This is a genomic window from Pseudomonas peradeniyensis, assembly GCF_014268935.2.
Lineage (GTDB): Bacteria > Pseudomonadota > Gammaproteobacteria > Pseudomonadales > Pseudomonadaceae > Aquipseudomonas > Aquipseudomonas peradeniyensis.
In genome coordinates, this window is sequence record NZ_JABWRJ020000003.1 from 1,159,652 (window position 1) to 1,180,397 (window position 20,746).

Annotated in this window: 19 protein-coding genes; 9 read left to right on the forward strand and 10 right to left on the reverse strand. The window is 64.8% G+C overall.

The genetic code is table 11. From position 1 onward, the window contains the following. Window position 1 precedes the first annotated feature (1 nt). From hisD to HU751_RS20270, 6 genes are all read left to right on the forward strand, one after another. Entirely contained in the window at window positions 2-1,324 is a 1,323-nt protein-coding gene (hisD, locus tag HU751_RS20245; RefSeq protein ID WP_186735114.1) for a histidinol dehydrogenase, read from the forward strand. A 2-nt stretch (window positions 1,325-1,326) separates the two neighbouring features. Continuing rightward, window positions 1,327-2,376 (forward strand): histidinol-phosphate transaminase, encoded by a 1,050-nt coding sequence (hisC, locus tag HU751_RS20250; protein WP_186735112.1) that lies wholly within the window; start codon window positions 1,327-1,329, stop codon window positions 2,374-2,376. A 950-nt stretch (window positions 2,377-3,326) separates the two neighbouring features. Then, window positions 3,327-3,995, forward strand: coding sequence for a FadR/GntR family transcriptional regulator (locus HU751_RS20255; protein WP_050704108.1), 669 nt, complete (start codon window positions 3,327-3,329; stop codon window positions 3,993-3,995). Between the two features lie 13 nt (window positions 3,996-4,008). Further along, the gene (locus HU751_RS20260) at window positions 4,009-5,289 is read left to right on the forward strand and encodes a CynX/NimT family MFS transporter (RefSeq protein WP_028692004.1); all 1,281 of its coding nucleotides are present in this window, start codon (window positions 4,009-4,011) and stop codon (window positions 5,287-5,289) included. A 105-nt stretch (window positions 5,290-5,394) separates the two neighbouring features. After that, a complete protein-coding gene (locus HU751_RS20265) occupies window positions 5,395-5,853 on the forward strand; it encodes a nuclear transport factor 2 family protein (protein WP_186734118.1) in 459 nt (152 codons plus the stop codon). Window positions 5,854-5,896: 43 nt separating this feature from the next. Next, window positions 5,897-6,187, forward strand: coding sequence for a GIY-YIG nuclease family protein (locus tag HU751_RS20270; protein WP_186713859.1), 291 nt, complete (start codon window positions 5,897-5,899; stop codon window positions 6,185-6,187). Window positions 6,188-6,275: 88 nt separating this feature from the next. Here the strand turns inward: HU751_RS20270 and yejK are convergent, their stop codons facing one another. Continuing rightward, the gene (yejK, locus tag HU751_RS20275; RefSeq protein ID WP_062360406.1) at window positions 6,276-7,283 is read right to left on the reverse strand and encodes a nucleoid-associated protein YejK; all 1,008 of its coding nucleotides are present in this window, start codon (window positions 7,281-7,283) and stop codon (window positions 6,276-6,278) included. Between the two features lie 391 nt (window positions 7,284-7,674). On the opposite strand from yejK, the gene HU751_RS20280 reads away from it, so the two are divergent. Beyond that, window positions 7,675-7,956, forward strand: a complete 282-nt coding sequence (locus HU751_RS20280) for an HU family DNA-binding protein (protein WP_011535502.1) — start codon at window positions 7,675-7,677, stop codon at window positions 7,954-7,956. Between the two features lie 50 nt (window positions 7,957-8,006). Here HU751_RS20280 and rlmF read toward each other — a convergent pair whose 3' ends face one another. The 5 genes from rlmF to HU751_RS20305 all read right to left on the reverse strand — a co-directional run bounded on the left by rlmF (window position 8,007) and on the right by HU751_RS20305 (window position 14,414). Continuing rightward, a complete protein-coding gene (rlmF, locus tag HU751_RS20285; protein WP_186734117.1) occupies window positions 8,007-8,957 on the reverse strand; it encodes a 23S rRNA (adenine(1618)-N(6))-methyltransferase RlmF in 951 nt (316 codons plus the stop codon). A 107-nt stretch (window positions 8,958-9,064) separates the two neighbouring features. Next, entirely contained in the window at window positions 9,065-11,911 is a 2,847-nt protein-coding gene (locus HU751_RS20290) for a valine--tRNA ligase (protein WP_062360408.1), read from the reverse strand. A 150-nt stretch (window positions 11,912-12,061) separates the two neighbouring features. Next, a complete protein-coding gene (locus HU751_RS20295; protein ID WP_050704116.1) occupies window positions 12,062-12,436 on the reverse strand; it encodes a hypothetical protein in 375 nt (124 codons plus the stop codon). 5 nt (window positions 12,437-12,441) lie between these two features. Further along, window positions 12,442-12,870: a DNA polymerase III subunit chi gene (locus HU751_RS20300; protein WP_186734116.1), complete on the reverse strand. Its 429-nt coding sequence runs from the start codon at window positions 12,868-12,870 to the stop codon at window positions 12,442-12,444. 50 nt (window positions 12,871-12,920) lie between these two features. Further along, window positions 12,921-14,414 carry a leucyl aminopeptidase gene (locus tag HU751_RS20305; protein WP_186734115.1) on the reverse strand — a complete coding sequence of 498 codons (1,494 nt, stop codon included), beginning with the start codon at window positions 14,412-14,414 and terminating at the stop codon, window positions 12,921-12,923. Between the two features lie 294 nt (window positions 14,415-14,708). Here HU751_RS20305 and lptF point away from each other — a divergent pair, with 294 nt between their 5' ends. Together lptF and lptG are read left to right on the forward strand one after the other, a co-directional pair. Continuing rightward, window positions 14,709-15,824, forward strand: a complete 1,116-nt coding sequence (lptF, locus tag HU751_RS20310; protein WP_186734114.1) for an LPS export ABC transporter permease LptF — start codon at window positions 14,709-14,711, stop codon at window positions 15,822-15,824. Further along, the gene (gene lptG, locus HU751_RS20315; protein ID WP_050704120.1) at window positions 15,817-16,878 is read left to right on the forward strand and encodes an LPS export ABC transporter permease LptG; all 1,062 of its coding nucleotides are present in this window, start codon (window positions 15,817-15,819) and stop codon (window positions 16,876-16,878) included. Before lptF ends, lptG begins: the two co-directional genes overlap by 8 nt. A gap of 71 nt (window positions 16,879-16,949) precedes the next feature. On the opposite strand, the gene HU751_RS20320 is transcribed toward lptG, so the two are convergent. The 4 genes from HU751_RS20320 to HU751_RS20335 all read right to left on the reverse strand — a co-directional run bounded on the left by HU751_RS20320 (window position 16,950) and on the right by HU751_RS20335 (window position 20,613). Further along, a complete protein-coding gene (locus HU751_RS20320) occupies window positions 16,950-17,438 on the reverse strand; it encodes an RDD family protein (RefSeq protein WP_028691993.1) in 489 nt (162 codons plus the stop codon). 90 nt (window positions 17,439-17,528) lie between these two features. Then, entirely contained in the window at window positions 17,529-17,741 is a 213-nt protein-coding gene (locus HU751_RS20325; protein ID WP_050704121.1) for a cold-shock protein, read from the reverse strand. 347 nt (window positions 17,742-18,088) lie between these two features. Then, window positions 18,089-19,210, reverse strand: a complete 1,122-nt coding sequence (gcvT, locus tag HU751_RS20330) for a glycine cleavage system aminomethyltransferase GcvT (protein ID WP_186734113.1) — start codon at window positions 19,208-19,210, stop codon at window positions 18,089-18,091. Window positions 19,211-19,236: 26 nt separating this feature from the next. Continuing rightward, window positions 19,237-20,613, reverse strand: a complete 1,377-nt coding sequence (locus HU751_RS20335) for an L-serine ammonia-lyase (protein WP_186734112.1) — start codon at window positions 20,611-20,613, stop codon at window positions 19,237-19,239. Window positions 20,614-20,746 lie beyond the last annotated feature (133 nt).

The following is a 20,746-nucleotide window of genomic DNA, read 5'->3' on the forward strand; positions in this document are numbered from 1 at the left end:
CATGACCGTGTCCACTGCAATTGCCCGTCTCAACGCCGCTGACCAGGATTTCGCCCGACATCTGGATCATCTGCTGAGCTGGGAAAGCGTGTCCGATGACGCGGTCAACCAGCGCGTGCTCGACATCATCAAGGCCGTGCGCGAGCGTGGCGATGCGGCGCTGGTGGAATTCACCCAACGCTTCGACGGTGTCGATGCCAAGGGCATCAGCGATCTGATCCTTGACCGCGCGCGCCTGGAGCTGGCCCTGACCCGCATCACCCCGGTGCAGCGCGAAGCCCTGGAAAAAGCCGCCAACCGTGTGCGCATCTACCACGAACGGCAGAGGCAGGACTCCTGGCAGTACACCGAGGCCGACGGCACCGTGCTCGGCCAGAAGGTCACCCCGCTTGACCGCGCCGGCCTGTACGTGCCGGGTGGCAAGGCGTCGTACCCGTCGTCGGTGTTGATGAACGCGATTCCGGCCAAGGTGGCCGGTGTGGCCGAGGTGGTGATGGTGGTGCCGACCCCGCGCGGCGAGGTCAACGAGCTGGTGCTGGCCGCCGCCTGCATCGCCGGTGTCGACCGGGTGTTCACCATCGGTGGCGCCCAGGCAGTCGCGGCCCTGGCCTACGGCACCGAAAGCGTGCCGCAGGTGGACAAGATCGTCGGCCCGGGCAACATCTACGTGGCCACTGCCAAGCGCCATGTGTTCGGCCAGGTCGGCATCGACATGATTGCCGGCCCTTCGGAGATCCTGGTGGTGTGCGACGGCCAGACCGATCCGGACTGGATCGCCATGGACCTGTTCTCCCAGGCCGAGCACGACGAAGACGCCCAGGCCATCCTGGTCAGCCCGGACGCCGAGTTCCTCGATCGCGTGGCCGCCAGCATCGACAAGCTGCTGCCGACCATGGAGCGTGCCGAGATCATCGAGAAGTCGATCAATGGCCGTGGCGCGCTGATCCAGGTGCGTGACATGCAGCAGGCCATCGAGGTGGCCAACCGCATCGCTCCCGAGCACCTTGAACTGTCGGTGGCCGACCCGCAGGCCTGGTTGCCGCAGATCCGCCACGCCGGCGCGATCTTCATGGGCCGCCACACCAGCGAGGCGCTGGGCGACTACTGCGCCGGCCCCAACCACGTGCTGCCGACTTCCGGCACCGCGCGCTTCTCTTCGCCCTTGGGCGTGTATGACTTCCAAAAGCGTTCGTCGATCATCTTCTGCTCCGAGCAGGGCGCGTCCGAGCTGGGTCACACCGCTTCCGTGCTGGCCCGGGGCGAATCGCTGACCGCCCACGCGCGCAGCGCCGAATACCGCATCCTCAACGAGAAGGGGAACTGAGCATGAGTCGATTCTGGAGTCCCTTCGTCAAGGACCTGGTGCCTTACGTGCCGGGCGAGCAGCCGAAGCTGGCGCGACTGGTCAAGCTGAACACCAACGAGAATCCCTATGGCCCGTCGCCAAAGGCGCTGGAGGCCATGCGTGGCGAGCTCAACGACAACCTGCGCCTGTATCCGGACCCGAACGGTGACCGGCTCAAGCAGGCGGTGGCCGAGTATTACGGCGTGACGCCGGCGCAGGTGTTCGTCGGCAACGGCTCGGACGAGGTGCTGGCGCACATCTTCCACGGCCTGTTCCAGCATGACCGTGGGCCGCTGCTGTTCCCGGACGTGAGCTACAGCTTCTACCCGGTGTATTGCGGCCTGTACGGTATCGCGTTCGAGCAGGTGGCGCTGGATGAGCAGTTCCAGATCCGGGTTTCGGACTACAGCAAGCCCAATGCCGGGGTTATCTTCCCCAACCCCAATGCGCCGACCGGTTGCCTGTTGCCGCTCGAAGCGGTCGAGCAACTGCTGCAGGCCAACCGGGATTCGGTGGTGGTGGTTGACGAGGCCTACATCGATTTCGGTGGCGAGACGGCTATCAGCCTGGTCGATCGCTACGACAACCTGCTGGTGACCCAGACCTTGTCCAAGTCGCGTTCGCTGGCTGGGCTCAGGGTTGGCCTGGCGGTGGGGCATCCTGATCTGATCGAGGCGTTGGAGCGGATTAAGAACAGCTTCAACTCCTACCCATTGGATCGCATGGCGATTGTCGGGGCGGCGGCGGCGTTTGACGACCGTGAGTATTTCGATGATACCTGTCGCAAGGTTATCGATAGCCGAGAGGTGCTGGTTGCCGAGTTGGTGGCGCGGGGGTTCGAGGTGTTGCCTTCGGCGGCGAACTTCATCTTTGCCCGGCATCCCGGGGAGGATGCTGCGGGGATTGCGGCGCGGCTTCGGGAGCAGGGGGTGATTGTTCGGCACTTCAAGCAGGAGCGGATTGCGCAGTTTCTGCGGATTACCATTGGGACGCCGGAGATGAACCAGGCTTTGCTTGATGCTTTGAATTGATATCAGTGTTTTGACAGGGGGTGGATTGGAGTTGGCTGTTCTGACTTCTGATTCACCCCTTTTTGTTGTTGTTTGGTGGTTTTGGAAGTTGTATGCGCATTCATTTGTGATGTCGACGCTTATTCACCTTTCCGCCCTTACGGCGGGTCACTTTTTGTCAAACGCGACAAAAAGTAACCAAAAAACGCTGCGCTCCATTCATCCGGCCCTCCGCTTCGCTCCGGGTTCCCTCACTCCGGCCTTGCTCCCGGGAGGACCGCGCTGCAGGGCCCATCCTGGGCCCCAGCGCTTGACGGGCATCCATGCCCGTCACCTCCCTCCGCAAGACCTCCGTTCGGCCTCCTGAAGTCGCGAAGGTACGGGCGGCGCCTGGACTGGCGCAGCTGTCGCTAGTTGAAAGTCTAGTTGATCTCTCGATCGTATCGCGGGGCAAGCCCGCTCCCACGCAGATGATTCAGCTTGGTGCGAGAATAACGTGGGAGCGGGCTTGCCCCGCGAAAGGGCCGGAACGGCCAATATATAACTAACTGTCAAACAGCTAACTTCGAATTTCTTGCTCTTGCTCTTGCTTCTAAGCGCGCGATAGTCCAGGCGCCGCCAATTGCGACTTCAGGAGGCCGAGCGGAGTTCTTGCGGAGGGAGGTGACGGCCATGGATGGCCGTCAAGCGCTGCGCCCCAGGATGGGGCGTTCAGCGCGGTCCTCCCGGGAGCAAGAACGGAGCGAGGGAACCCCGAAGCGAAGCGTAGGGGCCGGATGAATGGAGCGAGGATTTTTTGGTTCCTTTTTGATCCTTCAAAAAGGGACCCGCCGTAAGGGCGGAAAGGTGACTATGCGTCACCATCGCCAATGAATGCGCATAAAAAAACCAAAACAATCATCCCCGACCCCGACCCCCTTGCCCAATCCCCCCCCCAACCGCTATCGTCCAACCCCAAGAAAATTCATCCGATGACTGGACGTACCCACCCCGTGACCCCGCTCATCAAACGCTCCCTGGTAGAACAAGCCGTAGACCAGCTCCGCGACCGCATCGCCAAGGGCACATGGTCGATAGGCCAGCGCCTGCCCACAGAACCAGAGCTGGCCAGCGACCTGGGCATCAGCCGCAACACCGTCCGCGAGGCCATGCGCGTCCTGGCCTTCAGCGGCCTGGTGGAAATCCGCCAGGGCGACGGCAGCTACCTGCGTACCGCCGTGGACCCCTTGCAGGCCGTGCAGGTCATGTCCCGCTGCGCAGTCGAGCACGCCCGCGAAACCCGCCATATCCTCGAAGCAGAAGCCATCGGCCTGGCCGCCATGCGCCGCACCGACGCCGACCTGCAGGCCCTGCGCGAGGCCCTGCAGCACAGCGCGGAGCACTTCCATGGCGATGTCGACGCCTACGTCGAATGCGACCTGGTGTTCCACCAGCGCCTGGTGGACGCCGCCCACAACCCCGCCCTGAGCGAGCTGTACCGCTATTTCTCCAGCGTGGTCCGCGCCGCCCTGCAGCACAACATGACCACCGTCCCCCGTTGCCAGGCCGTGTTCGACCTGCACGGGCAGATCCTCGACGCCCTCGAACAACGCGATCCGGAACGGGCCAAGCACCTGAGCCGGACCCTCATCGAATCCTGACAACGAGAAGGCCATGGCCGAACAACTGACCCGCAACACCGCTCCCCGCGAGGCGGAGCTCGACGAACTGCTGATCGACGCCGAAGCCGACGACGAGCAGGTCCAGCAACAGCCCGTGGTGCTGCGCAGGCCCTGGCTGTTGCTGTTGGGCCTGGTGCTGGTGGCGCTGAACCTGCGTCCGGCGCTGTCGAGCATGTCGCCGGTGCTCGGCCAGGTCTCCGAAGGGCTGGGGCTCAGCGCATCGCAAGCCGGGCTGCTGACCACCTTGCCGGTACTGTGCCTGGGGCTGTTCGCGCCGCTGGCGCCGATCCTGGCGCGACGTTTCGGCAGCGAGCGGGTGATCTTCGGCATTCTGCTGACCCTGGCGCTGGGCATCCTGGTGCGCAGTACCCTGGGTGCCACCGGGGTGTTCCTCGGCAGCCTGATGGCGGGGGCGAGCATCGGCATCATCGGCGTGCTGCTGCCAGGTATCGTCAAGCGCGACTTCCCCCAGCACGCCGGTACCCTGACCGGCGTCTACACCATGGCGCTGTGCCTGGGCGCCGCGATGGCCGCCGGGGCCACGGTGCCCTTGACCCGCCACTTCGATGACAGCTGGGCACTGGGGCTGGGCTTCTGGCTGCTGCCTGCCTTGCTGGCGATGCTGGTCTGGCTGCCCCAGTCCCGACAGGGCCATGGCGTGCACAAGGTGGCCTACCGCGTGCGCGGGCTCTGGCGCGACCCGTTGGCCTGGCAGGTGACGCTGTACATGGGCCTGCAGTCGTCGCTGGCCTACATCGTGTTCGGCTGGCTGCCTTCGATCCTGATCGGTCGCGGGCTGAGCCCGACCGAGGCGGGGCTGGTGCTGTCCGGTTCGGTCATCGTGCAACTGATCAGCTCCCTGAGCGCGCCCTGGCTGGCCACGCGTGGCAAGGACCAGCGCCTGGCCATCGTGGTGGTGATGCTGGTGACCTTGGGCGGACTGTTCGGTTGCCTGTATGCGCCGATCGAGGGGCTGTGGGGCTGGGCGATCCTGCTTGGGCTGGGGCAGGGCGGTACCTTCGCCCTGGCACTGACCCTGATCGTGCTGCGCTCCAAGGACGCCCATGTGGCGGCGAACCTGTCGAGCATGGCCCAGGGCGTGGGCTACACGCTGGCATCCATGGGGCCGTTCGCGGTGGGCCTGGTGCATGATCTGACCGGTGGCTGGAGCGCGGTGGGCTGGATCTTCGCGGTGCTGGGCGTCGGGGCGATCCTGTTCGGTCTCGGCGCCGGGCGCGCGCTGCATGTGCAGGTCAGCAGCGAGCACGTTTGAGGCACTGGCTTGATCCGTGATCGTCATTCACGACGCGAATGGGCATGGTGTTGCTGGCATCCAGGCAGTATCTTGCGGGTTTCGCACCTTGCGCAGGAACAGTCCATGAGCGATGCCAACAGCGCCCTGATCACCCGTTTCTACCAGGCCTTCCAGCGCCTGAATGCCGAGGCCATGGTGGCCTGCTACAGCGAAGACATCGTCTTCAGCGACCCGGTCTTCGGCACCCTGCGCGGGCGTGACGCGGGTGATATGTGGCGGATGCTCACCGCCCGCGCCAAGGACTTCACCCTGACTTTCGACGACGTGCGCAGCGATGGCGCGCACTGGGTGGCGACCTACCTGTTCAGCCAGACCGGGCGGGTGGTGGTCAACGATATCCAGGCGCGCTTCGTGATCCGCGACGGGCTGATCTGCCAGCATGACGATACCTTCGACCTGTGGCGCTGGGCACGTCAGGCACTGGGCATGCCGGGCGTTCTGCTGGGCTGGACGCCGATGTTGCAGAACAAGGTGCGCCAGCAGGCGTTCAAGGGGCTTCGCGCATTCCAGCAGGCTCGCTGAGGCGTTAAGCTGGCGGCCTTCTTCCGTTGCACCGAACCGAGCCGTGAGCGAAACAGCGCCTTCCCCCGACTGCAAACCCTGGTACGTCTATCTGGTGCGTGCCGCCAATGGCTCGTTGTACTGCGGTATCAGCGACGATCCGCAGCGGCGCTTCATCAAGCACCAGAAAGGGCAGGGCGCGCGCTATTTCAAGACCAGCCCGGCGCAGGCGCTGGTGTATGTGGAGCAGTGGCCGGACAAAGGCGAGGCCTTGCGCCAGGAGCGCTTGGTGAAGAAGCTGCGCAAGGCGGCGAAGGAGGCGTTGGTGGCGTCCTATGCGGTCAGCAAGGCTTGAACCGCGCGGGAGCGGGCTTGCCCTCAGGGCGCGGTTCGTCTGAGCGGGCGCCGTCGCTGGGCAAGCCCGCTCTCACGTATGCTTGAACTCAGTCCTTGCGCCGCTTCAACTGATCGATCAGCTGCGTCGGCAAGCCCTTGATCACCAGCGTCCCGGCTTCCTCGTCATACTCCACCTTCGACCCGAGCAAATGCGCCTCGAAGCTGATCGACAACCCCTCGGCGCGCCCGGTAAAGCGGCGGAACTGGTTGAGAGTACGCTTGTCGGCCGGAATCTCCGGCGACAGTCCGTAGTCGCTGTTGCGGATATGGTCGTAGAACGCCTCGGGGCGGTCCTCGTCGATCAGGCTGGAGAGCTCCTCCAGCGTCACCGGCTCGCCCAGCTTGGTCTGGGTGGTGGCGTAGTCGACCAGGGTCTGGGTCTTCTCCCGGGCGGACTCTTCCGGCAGGTCTTCTTTCTCCACGAAGTCGCTGAAGGCCTTGAGCAGGGTGCGGGTTTCGCCCGGGCCGTCGACGCCTTCCTGGCAGCCGATGAAGTCGCGGAAATAATCCGAGACCTTCTTGCCGTTCTTGCCCTTGATGAACGAGATGTACTGCTTGGAGTTCTGGTTGTTCTTCCACTCGGACAGGTTGACCCGCGCCGCCAGGTGCAGCTGGCCCAGGTCCAGGTGGCGCGACGGGGTGACGTCGAGTTCGGCGTTCACCGCCACGCCTTCGCTGTGGTGCAGCAGGGCGATGGCCAGGTACTCGGTCATACCTTGCTGGTAATGGGCGAACAGCACGTGGCCGCCGGTGGACAGGTTGGACTCTTCCATCAGCTTCTGCAGGTGCTCGACGGCGACACGGCTGAAGGCGGCGAAGTCCTTTTCCTCATCCAGGTACTGCTTGAGCCAGCCACTGAACGGGTAGGCGCCGGACTCGCCGTGGAAAAAGCCCCAGGCTTTGCCTTGCTTGGCGTTGTAGCTGTCGTTGAGGTCGGCCAGCAGGTTCTCGATGGCGTCGGAGGCTGCCAGTTCGCTGTCGCGCGCATGGAGCACGGCGGGGCTGCCATCGGGCTTCTTGTCGATCAGGTGAACGATGCAATGACGGATTGGCATGGAATTCTCGGTGGTCTGAGCGGTGAAAAGCCGCGCTGCAAAAGTCGCTCAGTTTACCTCAGGGTGGGGGTGATGCAGTGGCCAGATATTGGCACAAATGCCGGTTGTTCGTTTTTTGCACATTTTTTTGCGATTTTTCCGAAAACCCCCGAAAAACCTGCACAAAATCAATGTCGACAGCGGATATTTCTCGATTCCTGTGGTAGCTTTGCGCGGTCTTGCGCCCCTTGGGTGGCGCATTGCTGGCAGATCGCTTGCGCGGTGTCGAACCAAACGCCGATTTGCGTATCTACATACGCGATCGACGCGGCCTCTGGATTGTCCCGGGCTGGCCCGACCACCGACCAAGCATGCTGCACAACCTCTGATTTGATAGGGAAGGAACACCACCATGGCACTGACCAAAGACCAACTGATTGCCGACATCGCTGAATCCATCGACGCGCCGAAAACCACCGCGCGCGCTGCTCTGGAGCAACTGGGCCAGATCGTTGCCGACCAACTGGAAAACGGCGCCGAAATCACCCTGCCAGGCATCGGCAAGCTGAAAGTCTCCGAGCGTCCTGCCCGTACCGGCCGCAACCCTTCGACTGGCGCCGCCATCGAAATCGCTGCCAAGAAAGTCGTCAAGTTCGTTCCAGCCAAAGTGCTGACCGACTCGATCAACAAGTAATTGTTGATGCGTTGACGAAACCGCGCCCGGCTTGCCCGGGCGCGGTTTTTTCATGCCTGTGATTTGCGCGCGGCATGCCATTGCTGGCGTGCGCTGTCGTCGTGGAAGCTCCAGGCGACCATGCGGCTCTGCTTCTGCCCCTGGCCCATCTCGACGATGCGCAGGGCCTTCACCCCGGCCTTCTTCAAGGCCGCCTCGATGCCCGGCAGGTTGCTGGCCTTGGATGCCAGGCTGGTGAACCACAGCACCTGGGCCGCGTACTGCACGCTTTCAGCGACCAGTTGGCTGACAAAGCGGATCTCGCCACCTTCGCACCACAGTTCATTGTTCTGCCCGCCAAAGTTCAGTACTGGCAGCTTGCGCTTGGGGTCCTGCTTGCCGAGGTTCTTCCACTTGCGCTGGCTGCCACGGGTGGCTTCATCACGGGAGGCGTGGAACGGCGGGTTGCACAGGGTGACGTCGAAGCGTTCGTCGGCCTGCAGCAGGCCACTGAGAATATGCCTGGGCTGCGCTTGCTGGCGCAGGCTGATGGCCTTGTCGAGCTTGTTGGCCTGGACGATGGCCTTGGCCGAGGCCAGGGCCACGCCGTCGATGTCGGAGCCGGTGAAGCGCCAGCGGTAGTCGCTGTGGCCGAGCAGGGGGTAGATGCAGTTGGCGCCGACGCCGATATCCAGGGCGCGCACCGGGGCGCCACGGGGGATCTCGCCGCCGTTGTCCTCGGCCAGCAGGTCGGCCAGCACGTGGATGTAGTCGGCCCGGCCAGGGATTGGCGGGCACAGGTAGTCGGCCGGGATGTCCCAGTGCTGGATGCCGTACTGGGCCTTGAGCAGGGCGCGGTTGAACACACGCACGGCCTCGGGGTTGGCAAAGTCGATGCTGGGCTTGCCATAGGGATTTGTAATGGTGAAGCGGGCCAGGTCAGGGTGTGCCTTGATCAGCGCGGGAAAGTCGTAGCGGCCCTGGTGGCGGTTGCGTGGGTGCAGGGTAGGTTTCTGAGTCATGGTTTGGTCCCGGAAAGCACCGCGGGGCAAGCCCGCTCCCACGTTCTCTCCCCTGTAGTGAGGGATAGCGTGGGAGCGGGCTTGCCCCGCGATGGCTTCACTGAATATTACAGCGCAGCAATCCGCGCATGCTGCTCGGTGAAGTTGGCCAGGGCCTGCTCCGACTCGGCCAGCTTGGCGCGTTCCTTCTCGATCACCGCAGGCGGTGCCTTGTCGACGAAGGCGGCGTTGGACAGCTTGCCACCGACGCGCTGGACCTCGCCCTGCAGGCGCTGGATCTCCTTGCTCAGGCGCGCAAGCTCCGCGTCCTTGTCGATCAGGCCGGCCATCGGTACCAGCACCTGCAGGTCACCCACCAGCGCGGTGGCCGACAGCGGCGCTTCGTCCTGCTCGCCGAGCACGGTGAACGACTCGACCTTGGCCAGTTTCTTCAGCAGGGCTTCGTTTTCCTGCAGGCGGCGCTGGTCGTCGGCGTTGGCGTTCTTCAGGAACAGCGGCAGCGGCTTGCCCGGGCCGATGTTCATCTCGGCGCGGATGTTGCGCAGGCCCACCATCAGCTCCTTGAGCCACTCGATGTCGCCTTCGGCGGCGGCGTCGATGCGGCTTTCGTTCGCTTCAGGCCACGGCTGCAGCATGATGGTCTTGCCTTCGATGCCGGCCAGCGGCGCGATGCGCTGCCAGATCTCTTCGGTGATGAACGGCATGAACGGGTGCGCCAGGCGCAGGGCGACTTCCAGCACGCGCACCAGGGTGCGACGGGTGCCGCGGGCGCGCTCGACCGGGGCGTTCTCGTCCCACAGCACCGGCTTGGACAGCTCCAGGTACCAGTCGCAGTACTGGTTCCAGATGAACTCGTACAGCGCCTGGCTGGCCAGGTCGAAGCGGAACTGCTCGAGCTGGCGGGTAACCTCGGCTTCGGTGCGCTGCAGCTGCGAGATGATCCAGCGGTCGGCCAGCGACAGCTCGTAGGCCTCGCCGTTCTGGCCGCAGTCCTCGCCCTTGTCCAGCACGTAGCGGGCGGCGTTCCAGATCTTGTTGCAGAAGTTGCGGTAGCCTTCGACGCGGCCCATGTCGAACTTGATGTCACGACCGGTGGAGGCCAGCGAGCAGAAGGTGAAGCGCAGGGCGTCGGTGCCGTAGCTGGCGATGCCTTCAGGGAACTCGGCCTTGGTCTGCTTGGCGATCTTCTCGGCAAGTTTCGGCTGCATCATGCCGCTGGTGCGTTTTTCCAGCAGGGCGTCGAGGGTGATGCCGTCGACGATGTCCAGCGGGTCGAGGACGTTGCCCTTGGACTTGGACATCTTCTGGCCCTGGCCGTCGCGGACCAGACCGTGCACGTAGACGGTCTTGAACGGTACCTGCGGGGTGCCGTCCTCGTTCTTGATCAGGTGCATCGTCAGCATGATCATCCGGGCGACCCAGAAGAAGATGATGTCGAAGCCTGTGACCAGTACGTCGGTGGAGTGGAATTTCTTCAGGAACTCGGTCTGCTCCGGCCAGCCCAGGGTGGAGAAGGTCCACAGGCCCGAGCTGAACCAGGTGTCGAGCACGTCGTCGTCCTGGCGCAGTTTCACCTCGCTGCCCAGGTTGTGCTTGGCGCGCACTTCGGCCTCGTCGCGGCCAACGTAGACCTGGCCGGCCTCGTCATACCAGGCCGGGATGCGGTGGCCCCACCACAGCTGGCGGCTGATGCACCAGTCCTGGATGTCGCGCATCCAGGAGAAGTACATGTTCTCGTACTGCTTGGGCACGAACTGGATGCGGCCGTCTTCCACGGCGGCGATGGCAGGCTCGGCCAGCGGCTTGGTGGAGACATACCACTGGTCGGTCAGCCACGGCTCGATGACGGTGCCCGAACGGTCGCCCTTCGGTACCTTCAGGGCGTGGTCGTCGATGCTGACCAGCAGGCCCTGGGCGTCCAGGTCGGCGACCATCTGCTTGCGCGCGACGAAGCGGTCGAGGCCGGCGTACTGGGCCGGCAGCGAGGTGTCGATACCTTCGTTGACGCTGCCGTCGAGGTTGAACGCCTGCACGGCGGCCAGCACGGTGGCGTTCTTGTCGAAGATATTGAGCAGCGGCAGGTTGTGGCGCTTGCCGACTTCATAGTCGTTGAAGTCGTGGGCCGGGGTGATCTTCACGCAGCCGGTGCCGAACTCGGGGTCGCAGTAGTCGTCGGCGACGATCGGGATGCGACGGCCGACCAGCGGCAGTTCGACGAACTTGCCGATCAGCGCCTGGTAGCGCTCGTCGGTCGGGTTGACGGCGACAGCGACGTCACCGAGCAGGGTTTCCGGACGGGTGGTGGCGACCACCAGATGGTCCTTGCCTTCGGCGGTCTTGGCGCCGTCGGCCAGCGGGTAGCGCAGGTTCCACAGGTGGCCCTTCTCGTCGTGGTTCTCCACTTCGAGGTCGGAAATCGCCGTGTGCAGCTTGGTGTCCCAGTTGACCAGGCGCTTGCCGCGGTAGATCAGGCCGTCTTCGTGCAGGCGCACGAAGGCTTCCTTGACCGCTTCGGACAGGCCGTCGTCCATGGTGAAGCGCTCGCGGCTCCAGTCCACCGACGAGCCCAGGCGGCGGATCTGGCGGCTGATGTTGCCGCCCGATTGATCCTTCCACTCCCAGACCTTCTCCAGGAACTTCTCACGACCCAGGTCGTGACGGTTCTGGCCCTTGGCCTCGAGCTGGCGCTCCACCAGCATCTGGGTGGCGATACCGGCGTGGTCGGTGCCCGGCTGCCACAGGGTGTCGCGACCCTGCATGCGGCGGAAGCGGATCAGCGCGTCCATGATCGCGTTGTTGAAACCGTGGCCCATGTGCAGGCTGCCGGTCACGTTCGGCGGCGGGATCATGATGGTGTAGGACTCGCCTGCACCTTGTGGAGCGAAATAGTTCTCGGACTCCCAGGTGTTGTACCAGGAAGTTTCGATGGCGTGCGGCTGGTAGGTCTTATCCATGCGCGGCGGGACCCTTAGGCATTAATTCGGGAAAGCCGGGAAGTATAACCAAGCTGCGCGCTTCAAGACAGGTGTAGCGCCCATCGCGGGGCAAGCCCGCTCCCACGTGTTGCCGTGGGAGCGGGCTTGCCCCGCGATCCGGACGAATGGTTACTCGGAACGCTTGAGCAACCGCTCCAGCCGCGCATCGAGGCGACGCTTGATCTCGGTCTCGATATGCGGGGTGAAATCGTTGATCACGTCCTGCATGATCAGTTGCGCAGCGGCGCGCAGTTCGGCGTCCAGGTGCAGCAGGGTGTCCTGGCGGCGGGTCTGGGCATCCTCTTCAGGTGCCGGGGCCGCTACCGGCGCTGCCTCGGCGACGGGCGGCGCGGGGGCCGGCTCGTCGAGCAGCAGGGGAATCTGCTCCACCGTCTCGGTCAGCAGCGGCGGTTGCAGGTCGGCGTCGCCCAGCAGCTCGCGGATCGACTCGAGGTCGTCGAGCAGGTGGGCGGAATGGGTCAGGGAGTTCAGCTGCTTGTCCATCGTCGTCAGAGTCGCTGTAAGCGGTGATCTTGCAGAGCATAGCCCTGTTCGCGGTAGAAACGGAATCGCTCGCGGGCGGCCAGGCGGATGGCCGGTTCCTCGACAACGATCTCGGCGACCCGTTCGAACTGGCCGACGAAGGCGGGGACATCGCCGCCCAGGTTGATCAGCAGGTCACAGTGTTCGCCGGCATCAGTGCCGACACCCAGCGCGACAATGGCGTCCGGGTGCTGTTCGGCGAGGTCGTGGGGCACGAAGGCCTCGCCCTTGAACTGCCAAAGGCGCAGGTCGAGCTCGCCGCGTTGCGCCTCGTCCTGGCAATGCAGGTAGACCCGGTGGCCGAGGCGCCAGGCCTTTTCGCACAGCTTGCAGGCAAAATCCAGCCGCACAGACAGCGAGTCGCTGGGCAGGATGTAGAAATCGACTTTGCTCATGATCGTTCAGTGCCGGCCGGTGGCGCGTGGGCGCCACCGGCCATGCGCCATCAGGCGCCGGCGCGGTCCAGCAGGTACTGGGTGAGCAGCGGTACCGGGCGGCCAGAGGCGCCCTTGTCCTTGCCGCCGCTGATCCAGGCGGTGCCGGCGATGTCCAGGTGCGCCCAGTGGTAGGCCTTGGCGAAGCGCGACAGGAAGCAGCCGGCGGTGATGGTGCCGGCCTTCGGGCCACCGATGTTGGCGATGTCGGCGAACGGGCTGTCCAGTTGCTCCTGGTACTCGTCGAACAGCGGCAGCTGCCAGGCGCGGTCGTCGGCACGCTTGCCGGCGTCCAGCAGTTGGCCGACCAGCGCGTCATCGTTGCCCATCAGGCCGGAGGTGTGGCTGCCCAGGGCGACGATGCAGGCGCCGGTCAGGGTGGCGATGTCGATCACCGCCTGCGGCTTGAAGCGCTCGGCGTAGGTGAGGGTGTCGCACAGCACCAGGCGGCCTTCGGCGTCGGTGTTGAGGATCTCGACGGTCTGCCCGCTCATGGTGGTGACGATGTCGCCCGGGCGGGTGGCGCCGCCGCTCGGCATGTTCTCGGCGCAGGCCAGCAGGCACACCAGGTTGATCGGCAGCTGCAGCTCGAGCACGGCGCGCAGGGTGCCGAACACGCTGGCGGCGCCGCACATGTCGTATTTCATCTCATCCATGCCGGCGCCAGGCTTGAGGCTGATGCCGCCGGTGTCGAAGGTAATGCCCTTGCCGACCAGCACGAACGGTTTCTCGCTCTTCTTGCCGCCCTGGTAGTTGAGCACGATCAGCCGCGGTGGCTGGTCGCTGCCCTGGCCCACGGCGTAGAACGCGCCCATGCCCAGGTCCTTGATCTTCTTCTCGTCCAGCACCTCGACCTTGAGGGCCTTGTGCGCCTTGCCCAGGTCCTTGGCCTGCTCGGCGAGGAAGCTTGGGTGGCAGACGTTCGGCGGCAGGTTGCCCAGGTCGCGGGTGAAGGCCATGCCGGTGGCGATGGCGCTGGCGTGCTTCACGGCGCGCTCGGCCTCGGCCTGGCCGGCCTTGGCGGTGAGCAGGGTGACTTTCTTGATGGCGCGGGGCTCGGCCTTCTGGCTCTTGTAGCGGTCGAACACGTAGTTGCCGTCGAGCAGGGTCTCGGCCAGCAGGCGGTACTTTCCGTAGTGGCCGTCGCGGCCGGTGACGGCGATGTCGTCCAGGGCCAGCACGGCATCACTGCCGCCCAGGCCCTTGAGCACGCCGGCGACGCTGGCGACCAGCTTGCGCCAGGCGCGATCGCCGAGGGCTTCGTCCTTGCCGCTGCCGACCAGCAGCACGCGCTCGGCCTTCAGGCCTGGCAGGTTGTGCAGCAGCAGGGTCTGGCCCGGCTTGCCGGCCAGGTCGCCACGCTTGAGCAGCGCGCTGATCGCGCCTTCGCTGGCCTGGTCGACGGCCTTGGCGGTGGCGCCGAGCTTGCGCCCTTCACCGACGGGTACGACCAAGGTCGCGGTCTTGACGGATACAGCGGCTACGCTCTTTACAACCAATTCCATGTCTGGGGTCCCCGAATGATCTGTCTGTCAGTGGGCGCTGTCTTTCGCAAGCGCTCGGAACACGCGGCTGGCGGGCGATGCCTGCCAGCGGAAAAGCTGCCAGTTTGAGCCTGCCGCGACCACGATGACAACCCCGATATGCGCCATGCTGCGTGGCCAAGTGACAGGCGCCGTCAATCACAGGATAATGCGCGCACTTTTACATGGAGGTTCGCCTTGGCGAACCGGCATTGGTCTTGGCTGTCCGAATCGTTCGTTTGGCTTTCCGCCCCTGACAACCCAGGAGTGTCTGGTTTGATCGTCTTTCGTTATCTGTCCCGCGAGGTCCTGGTGACCTTGAGCGCCGTCAGCGCCGTGCTGCTGGTGATCATCATGAGCGGGCGCTTCATCAAGTACTTGGCCCAGGCGGCCCAGGGCGCGCTCGATCCTAGCGTGCTGTTCATGATCATGGGGTTCCGCCTGCCGGGCTTCCTGCAACTGATCCTGCCGCTGGGGCTGTTCCTCGGCATCCTGCTCGCCTATGGCCGGCTGTATCTCGAAAGCGAGATGACCGTGCTGTCGGCCACCGGCATGAGCCAGCAGCGCCTGCTGACCGTGACCATGGTGCCGGCGGCGCTGGTGGCCCTGCTGGTCGCCTGGCTGAGCCTGAGCCTGGCTCCCCTGGGCGTTGCCCAGGTGCAGAAGATCATCGCCCAGCAGGATGCCCTGACCGAGTTCGACACCCTGGTGCCGGGCCGTTTCCAGACCCTGCGCGACGGTTCCCGGGTGACCTACACCGAGCAGCTGTCCGATGACCGCATCAAGCTTGGCGGGGTGTTCATCTCCGAGAAGCGCTTCAACCAGGACAAGACCAAGGACCGCGCGCCTTCGGTGCTGGTTGCCGAGAAGGGCCACCAGGAAGTGCAGGCCGACGGCAACCGTTACCTGGTGCTGGAGAACGGCTACCGCTACGACGGCAATCCGGGTCAGGCCGACTACCGGGCGATCAAGTACGACACCTATGGCGTGCTGCTGCCCAAGCCGGAAGTCGCCGAGGAAGTCACCGACCGTGAAGCGATCCCGACCTCGCAACTGTTCGGCAACAATGGCGTGCGTGAGCGCGCCGAGCTGCAATGGCGCCTGTCGCTGCCGCTGCTGGTGTTCGTCGTGACGCTGCTGGCGGTGCCGCTGTCGCGCGTCAACCCACGCCAGGGCCGCTTCCTCAAGCTGCTGCCGGCGATCCTTTTGTACATGGCCTATCTGACGATGCTGATTTCCGTGCGTAGCGCCCTGGAGAAGGGCAAGCTGCCCATCTCGCTGGGCATGTGGTGGGTCCATGGCCTGTTCCTGCTGATCGGCCTGGCGCTGATGTACTGGGAGCCGCTGCGTCTCAAGCGCGCCGCCCGTCGTGCGGAGGTGGCCCGTGGTTAAACTGGACCGCTACATCGGCAAGAGCGTGCTGCTGGCGATCGCCGCCGTGCTGGGTATCATCCTTGGCCTGGCCTCGCTGTTCGCCCTGATCGACGAACTGAACGACCTGAGCGCGACCTACACCTTCATGGACGCTGGCAGCTTCGTCCTGCTGACCGCGCCGCGCCGGCTTTACGACATGCTGCCGATGGCGGCCCTGATCGGCTGCCTGATCGGCCTGGGCAGCCTGGCCAGCAGCAGCGAATTGACCATCATGCGTGCCGCTGGCGTGTCCATCGGCCGCATCGTCTGGGCGGTGATGAAGCCGATGCTGGTGCTGATGCTGGTCGGCCTGCTGATCGGCGAGTACGTGGCCCCGGTGACCGAGAACAAGGCCCAGGCCGACCGTTCGCTGGCCCAGGGCGGTGGCGAGGCGCAGAGCTCCAAGCGCGGCATGTGGCACCGCCAGGGCGAGGAGTTCGTGCATATAAACTCGGTGCAGCCCAATGGCCTGCTGCTGGGCGTGACCCGCTACCGCTTCGACGCCGAGCGCAAGATCCAGACCTCCAGCTTCGCCCGCCGGGCGCAGTACGTCGAAGGCAAGTGGATGCTCAACGATGTCTCCACCACCTACTTCCGCGGCGACCACACCGAAGTGGTCAAGAGCCCCGAGGAAGTGTGGGACGTCTCGGTGACGCCGGAGCTGCTCAACACCGTGGTGCTGGCGCCGGAGTCGCTGTCGATCACCGGGCTGTGGGACTACATCCACTACCTGGCCGACCAGGGGCTGAACAACTCGCGTTACTGGCTGGCGTTCTGGACCAAGGTCCTGCAGCCGTTGGTTACCGCGGCGCTGGTACTGATGGCGATCTCGTTCATCTTCGGCCCGCTGCGTTCCGTGACCCTGGGTCAGCGCGTGTTCACCGGCGTGCTGGTGGGCTTCGTGTTCCGCATCGCCGGGGACCTGTTGGGCCCATCGAGCCAGGTGTTCGGCTTCCCGCCGTTGCTGGCGGTGGTGATCCCGGCGGGGATCTGTGCGCTGGCGGGTTTGTGGTTGATGCGTCGGGCAGGTTGATGGCCTGAGCTGCAAAAAGAAGCCGACCCTTGGGTCGGCTTTTTTGTGAGCAGGACTCTTATAGGAGCGGGTTACTTCTTGCGCTTGGGCAGACGCACCAGCTGTGTCTCGGAGTAAATGTCGTGCCAGCTGCGCTGGCGCTTGTCGATCAGCGACCAGAAGAACCCCAGCCCCAGGCACAGCCAGGAGGCGATGGACACCAGGAAGCGCAGCAGTGCCTGCCACAGGCTGATGGCGCTGCCGTCGGCGTTCTGCACGCGCACTCCCCACACCTGCATGCCCAGGGTCTGGCCGCCATGGGTCCAGAACTTGGCGAAGAAGCCGAACAGGGCGAACAGCAGGATCGTCGACAGCAGCGGGTCGCCATCCAGCGCACCAGCCTCGGTCAGTTCGCGCATGCGCGCCTCGCCGATGATCGCCATCTGGATCATCTTGTAGGCGCCGGCGGTGACGATCAGCAGGGCGGTGCACAGCAGGAAGTCATAGAACATCGCCGCCAGCCGGCGACCCAGGCCGACGGGAGGGAAATCACCCTGGGGTGAGAGCAGGGGCTTGGACATGCAGGACGGCTCCGAATGGCGAAGCCGCTATTCTACGGGCAAAAAAAAGCCCCTGCACTTGGCAGGGGCTTTTTGAATTCGGGTAATCGCTTAGGCGACAACCTGAACTTTGTCAGCCTGCAGACCTTTCTGGCCTTGCACGGCTTCGAAGGTGACTTTCTGGCCTTCTTTCAGGCTCTTGAAGCCGTTGCCTTCGATGGCACGGAAGTGAACAAACAGATCAGCACCGCTCTCAGGGGTGATGAAGCCGTAACCTTTCTCGTCATTGAACCACTTGACGGTACCGTTCTGACGCTCAGCCATTGTCTTATTTCCTATGAAACTTGAATTTTGATGACAGTTTCTTTCACGCATTTGTAAGTGAAAGACTACTGGGCTGGGTTGCAGGAAAGTAAGAGACGTCGAACGGGTTGTAGCAGATTGCGGCTACTGGCCCAGGTCACGAACTGTTGCGACCCATGCAAACACAGTGCGATGACTCTACGCCAACTGCCGAGCGAAAAACAAGCCCTTGCGGGGGGTGAAAATCAGGGTTTTCCCGATAACCGAACGATTTGTCGGAAACGGCGTGGCGCCTGGGCTGGCGCTATGTTCAGAAGTTATTGGACAGGTTCGAAAACGAATATGTCGAACCCGTCCAATCCACTCATTCAGCCACGGTAGTAACGCTGTGCCACGAAAGGCATTTTGCTGACCTTCAGGGCAACTTGCTTGCCACGGACGACGGCAAACAACGCCGTGTCGAGGGCTGCATGTTCGCTATCGACATAGCCCATGGCCACGGGCGCGCCGAGCGTCGGGCCGAAGCCGCCGCTGCACACTTCGCCGACCACCTTGCCAGCCTGGTCGACGATCTGCGCGCCCTCACGCACAGGCGTGCGCTCCTGGGGCAGCAGGCCGACCCGCTTGCGCGCCACGCCAGCCTGTTGCTGGGCGAACACGGTGTCTGCACCTGGGAAGCCGCCAGCGCGCGTGCCATCGGCGCGGCGCACCTTGGAGATGGCCCACAGCAGGCTGGCCTCGATCGGGGTGGTGGTGGTGTCCATGTCGTGGCCGTACAGGCACAGGCCGGCTTCCAGGCGCAGCGAGTCGCGCGCGCCCAGGCCGATCGGCTGGACCTCGGGTTCGGCCAGCAGGCGGCGGGCCAGGGCTTCGGCGGCGGTGGCCGGCACCGAGATCTCGTAGCCGTCCTCGCCGGTGTAGCCCGAGCGGCTGACGAAGCAGTCGTTGCCGAGCAGGCTGACCGGGCGGAACTGCATGAAGGTCATGCCGGCCACTTCCGGGGCCAGGCGCTCCAGCACCTTGACCGCCGCCGGGCCCTGCAGGGCGAGCAGGGCGCGTTCCTCGAACAGCGGCTGGATCTCGCAGTGATCAGCGATATGCTTGCGCAGGTGCGCCAGGTCCTGGTCCTTGCAGGCGGCGTTGACCACCAGGAACAGGGTGTCGTCACCGAGGTTGGCGACCATCAGGTCGTCGAGGATGCCGCCCTCGGCGTTGGTGAACATGGCGTAGCGCTGCATGCCCACCGGCAGGTCGACGATGTCCACCGGCACCAGGGTTTCCAGGGCACGGGCGGCGTCGCTGCCGCGCAGGATGATCTGGCCCATGTGCGAGACATCGAACAGGCCGGCCTGCTCGCGGGTGTGCAGGTGCTCCTTGAGCACGCCCAGCGGGTACTGTACCGGCATGTCGTAGCCGGCGAAGGGCACCATGCGCGCGCCCAGTTCCAGGTGCAGGGCGTGCAGCGGGGTCTTGTGCAGTGTTTCGGACATCGGTGACTCCTCGTTTTTTGTTCGGGTCAACATTCGATGATGTTGACGGCCAGACCGCCGCGGGCGGTCTCCTTGTATTTGCTTTTCATGTCGGCGCCGGTCTGGCGCATGGTGCGGATGACCTTGTCGAGGGAGACGTAGTGCTGCCCGTCGCCGCGCAGGGCCATGCGCACCGCGTTGATCGCTTTCACCGAGCCCATGGCGTTGCGCTCGATGCAGGGCACCTGAACCAGCCCGCCGATGGGGTCGCAGGTCAGGCCCAGGTTGTGTTCCATGCCGATCTCGGCAGCGTTTTCCACTTGCTGCGGGCTGCCGCCCATCACTTCGCACAGGGCGCCGGCGGCCATCGAGCAGGCCACGCCGACCTCGCCCTGGCAGCCGACCTCGGCGCCGGAGATCGAGGCGTTTTCCTTGTAGAGGATGCCGATCGCCGCCGCGGTGAGCAGGAAGCGCACCACGCCGTCCTCATTGGCGCCGGGGACGAAGCGCATGTAGTAGTGCAACACCGCCGGGACGATGCCGGCGGCGCCGTTGGTCGGTGCGGTGACCACCCGCCCGCCGTAGGCATTCTCCTCGTTCACCGCCAGGGCATAGAGGTTGACCCAGTCGAGCACCGACAGCGCATCGCGCAAACTCGCCTCCGGATGGCGGCTGAGCTGGCGGTACAGCGCTGGCGCCCGGCGCTTGACCTTGAGCCCGCCGGGCAGGATGCCCTCGTGGCGGCAACCGGCCTCGACGCAGTCCTGCATCACCTGCCAGATGCGCAGCAGGCCGGCGCGGGTCTCGGCCTCCGGGCGCCAGGCGGCCTCGTTGGCCAGCATCACCTGGCTGAACGAAAGCTGCTGCGTGGTGCAATGGGCCAGCAGTTCCTTGCCGGTCTTGAACGGGTAGGCCAGCACGGTGCTGTCCTCGACGATGCGGTCGTGGCCCGCGGCCTCCTCGTCGACCACGAAGCCGCCGCCCACCGAGTAGTACTCGCGGCTGCGGATCTGCAGGCCGGCGGCGTCGAAGGCGCGGAAGATCATGCCGTTGGGGTGGTAATCCAGCGGCTTGCGGATCATTGCCAGGTGCTGCTTCTCGACAAAGGCAATTTCGTGTTCGCCGAGCAGGCGCAGGTGGCCGCTGTCGCGGATCGCCTGCAGGCGCGCGGGGATGGTTTCGGTGTCGACGGTGTCGGGATGTTCACCTTCCAGGCCCAGCAGCACGGCCTTGTCGCTGCCGTGACCCTTGCCAGTGGCGCCGAGCGAGCCGTACAGCTCGGCCTTGACGCTGACCGTGCCGGCCAGCAGGCCGTCACGGCGCAGGCCTTCGGCGAAGCGCGCGGCGGCGCGCATCGGGCCGACCGTGTGCGAGCTGGAGGGGCCGATGCCGATCTTGAACAGGTCGAAGACGCTCAGGGACATGGTGTTTCCTCCTGATGACAGCCGGTAAACCCATTGGGGCTGCTACGCAGCCCATCGCCGGCAAGCCGGCTCCCACAGGTTAGCGCTGACCCTGTGGGAGCCGGCTTGCCGGCGATGGGGCGCGCAGCGGCCC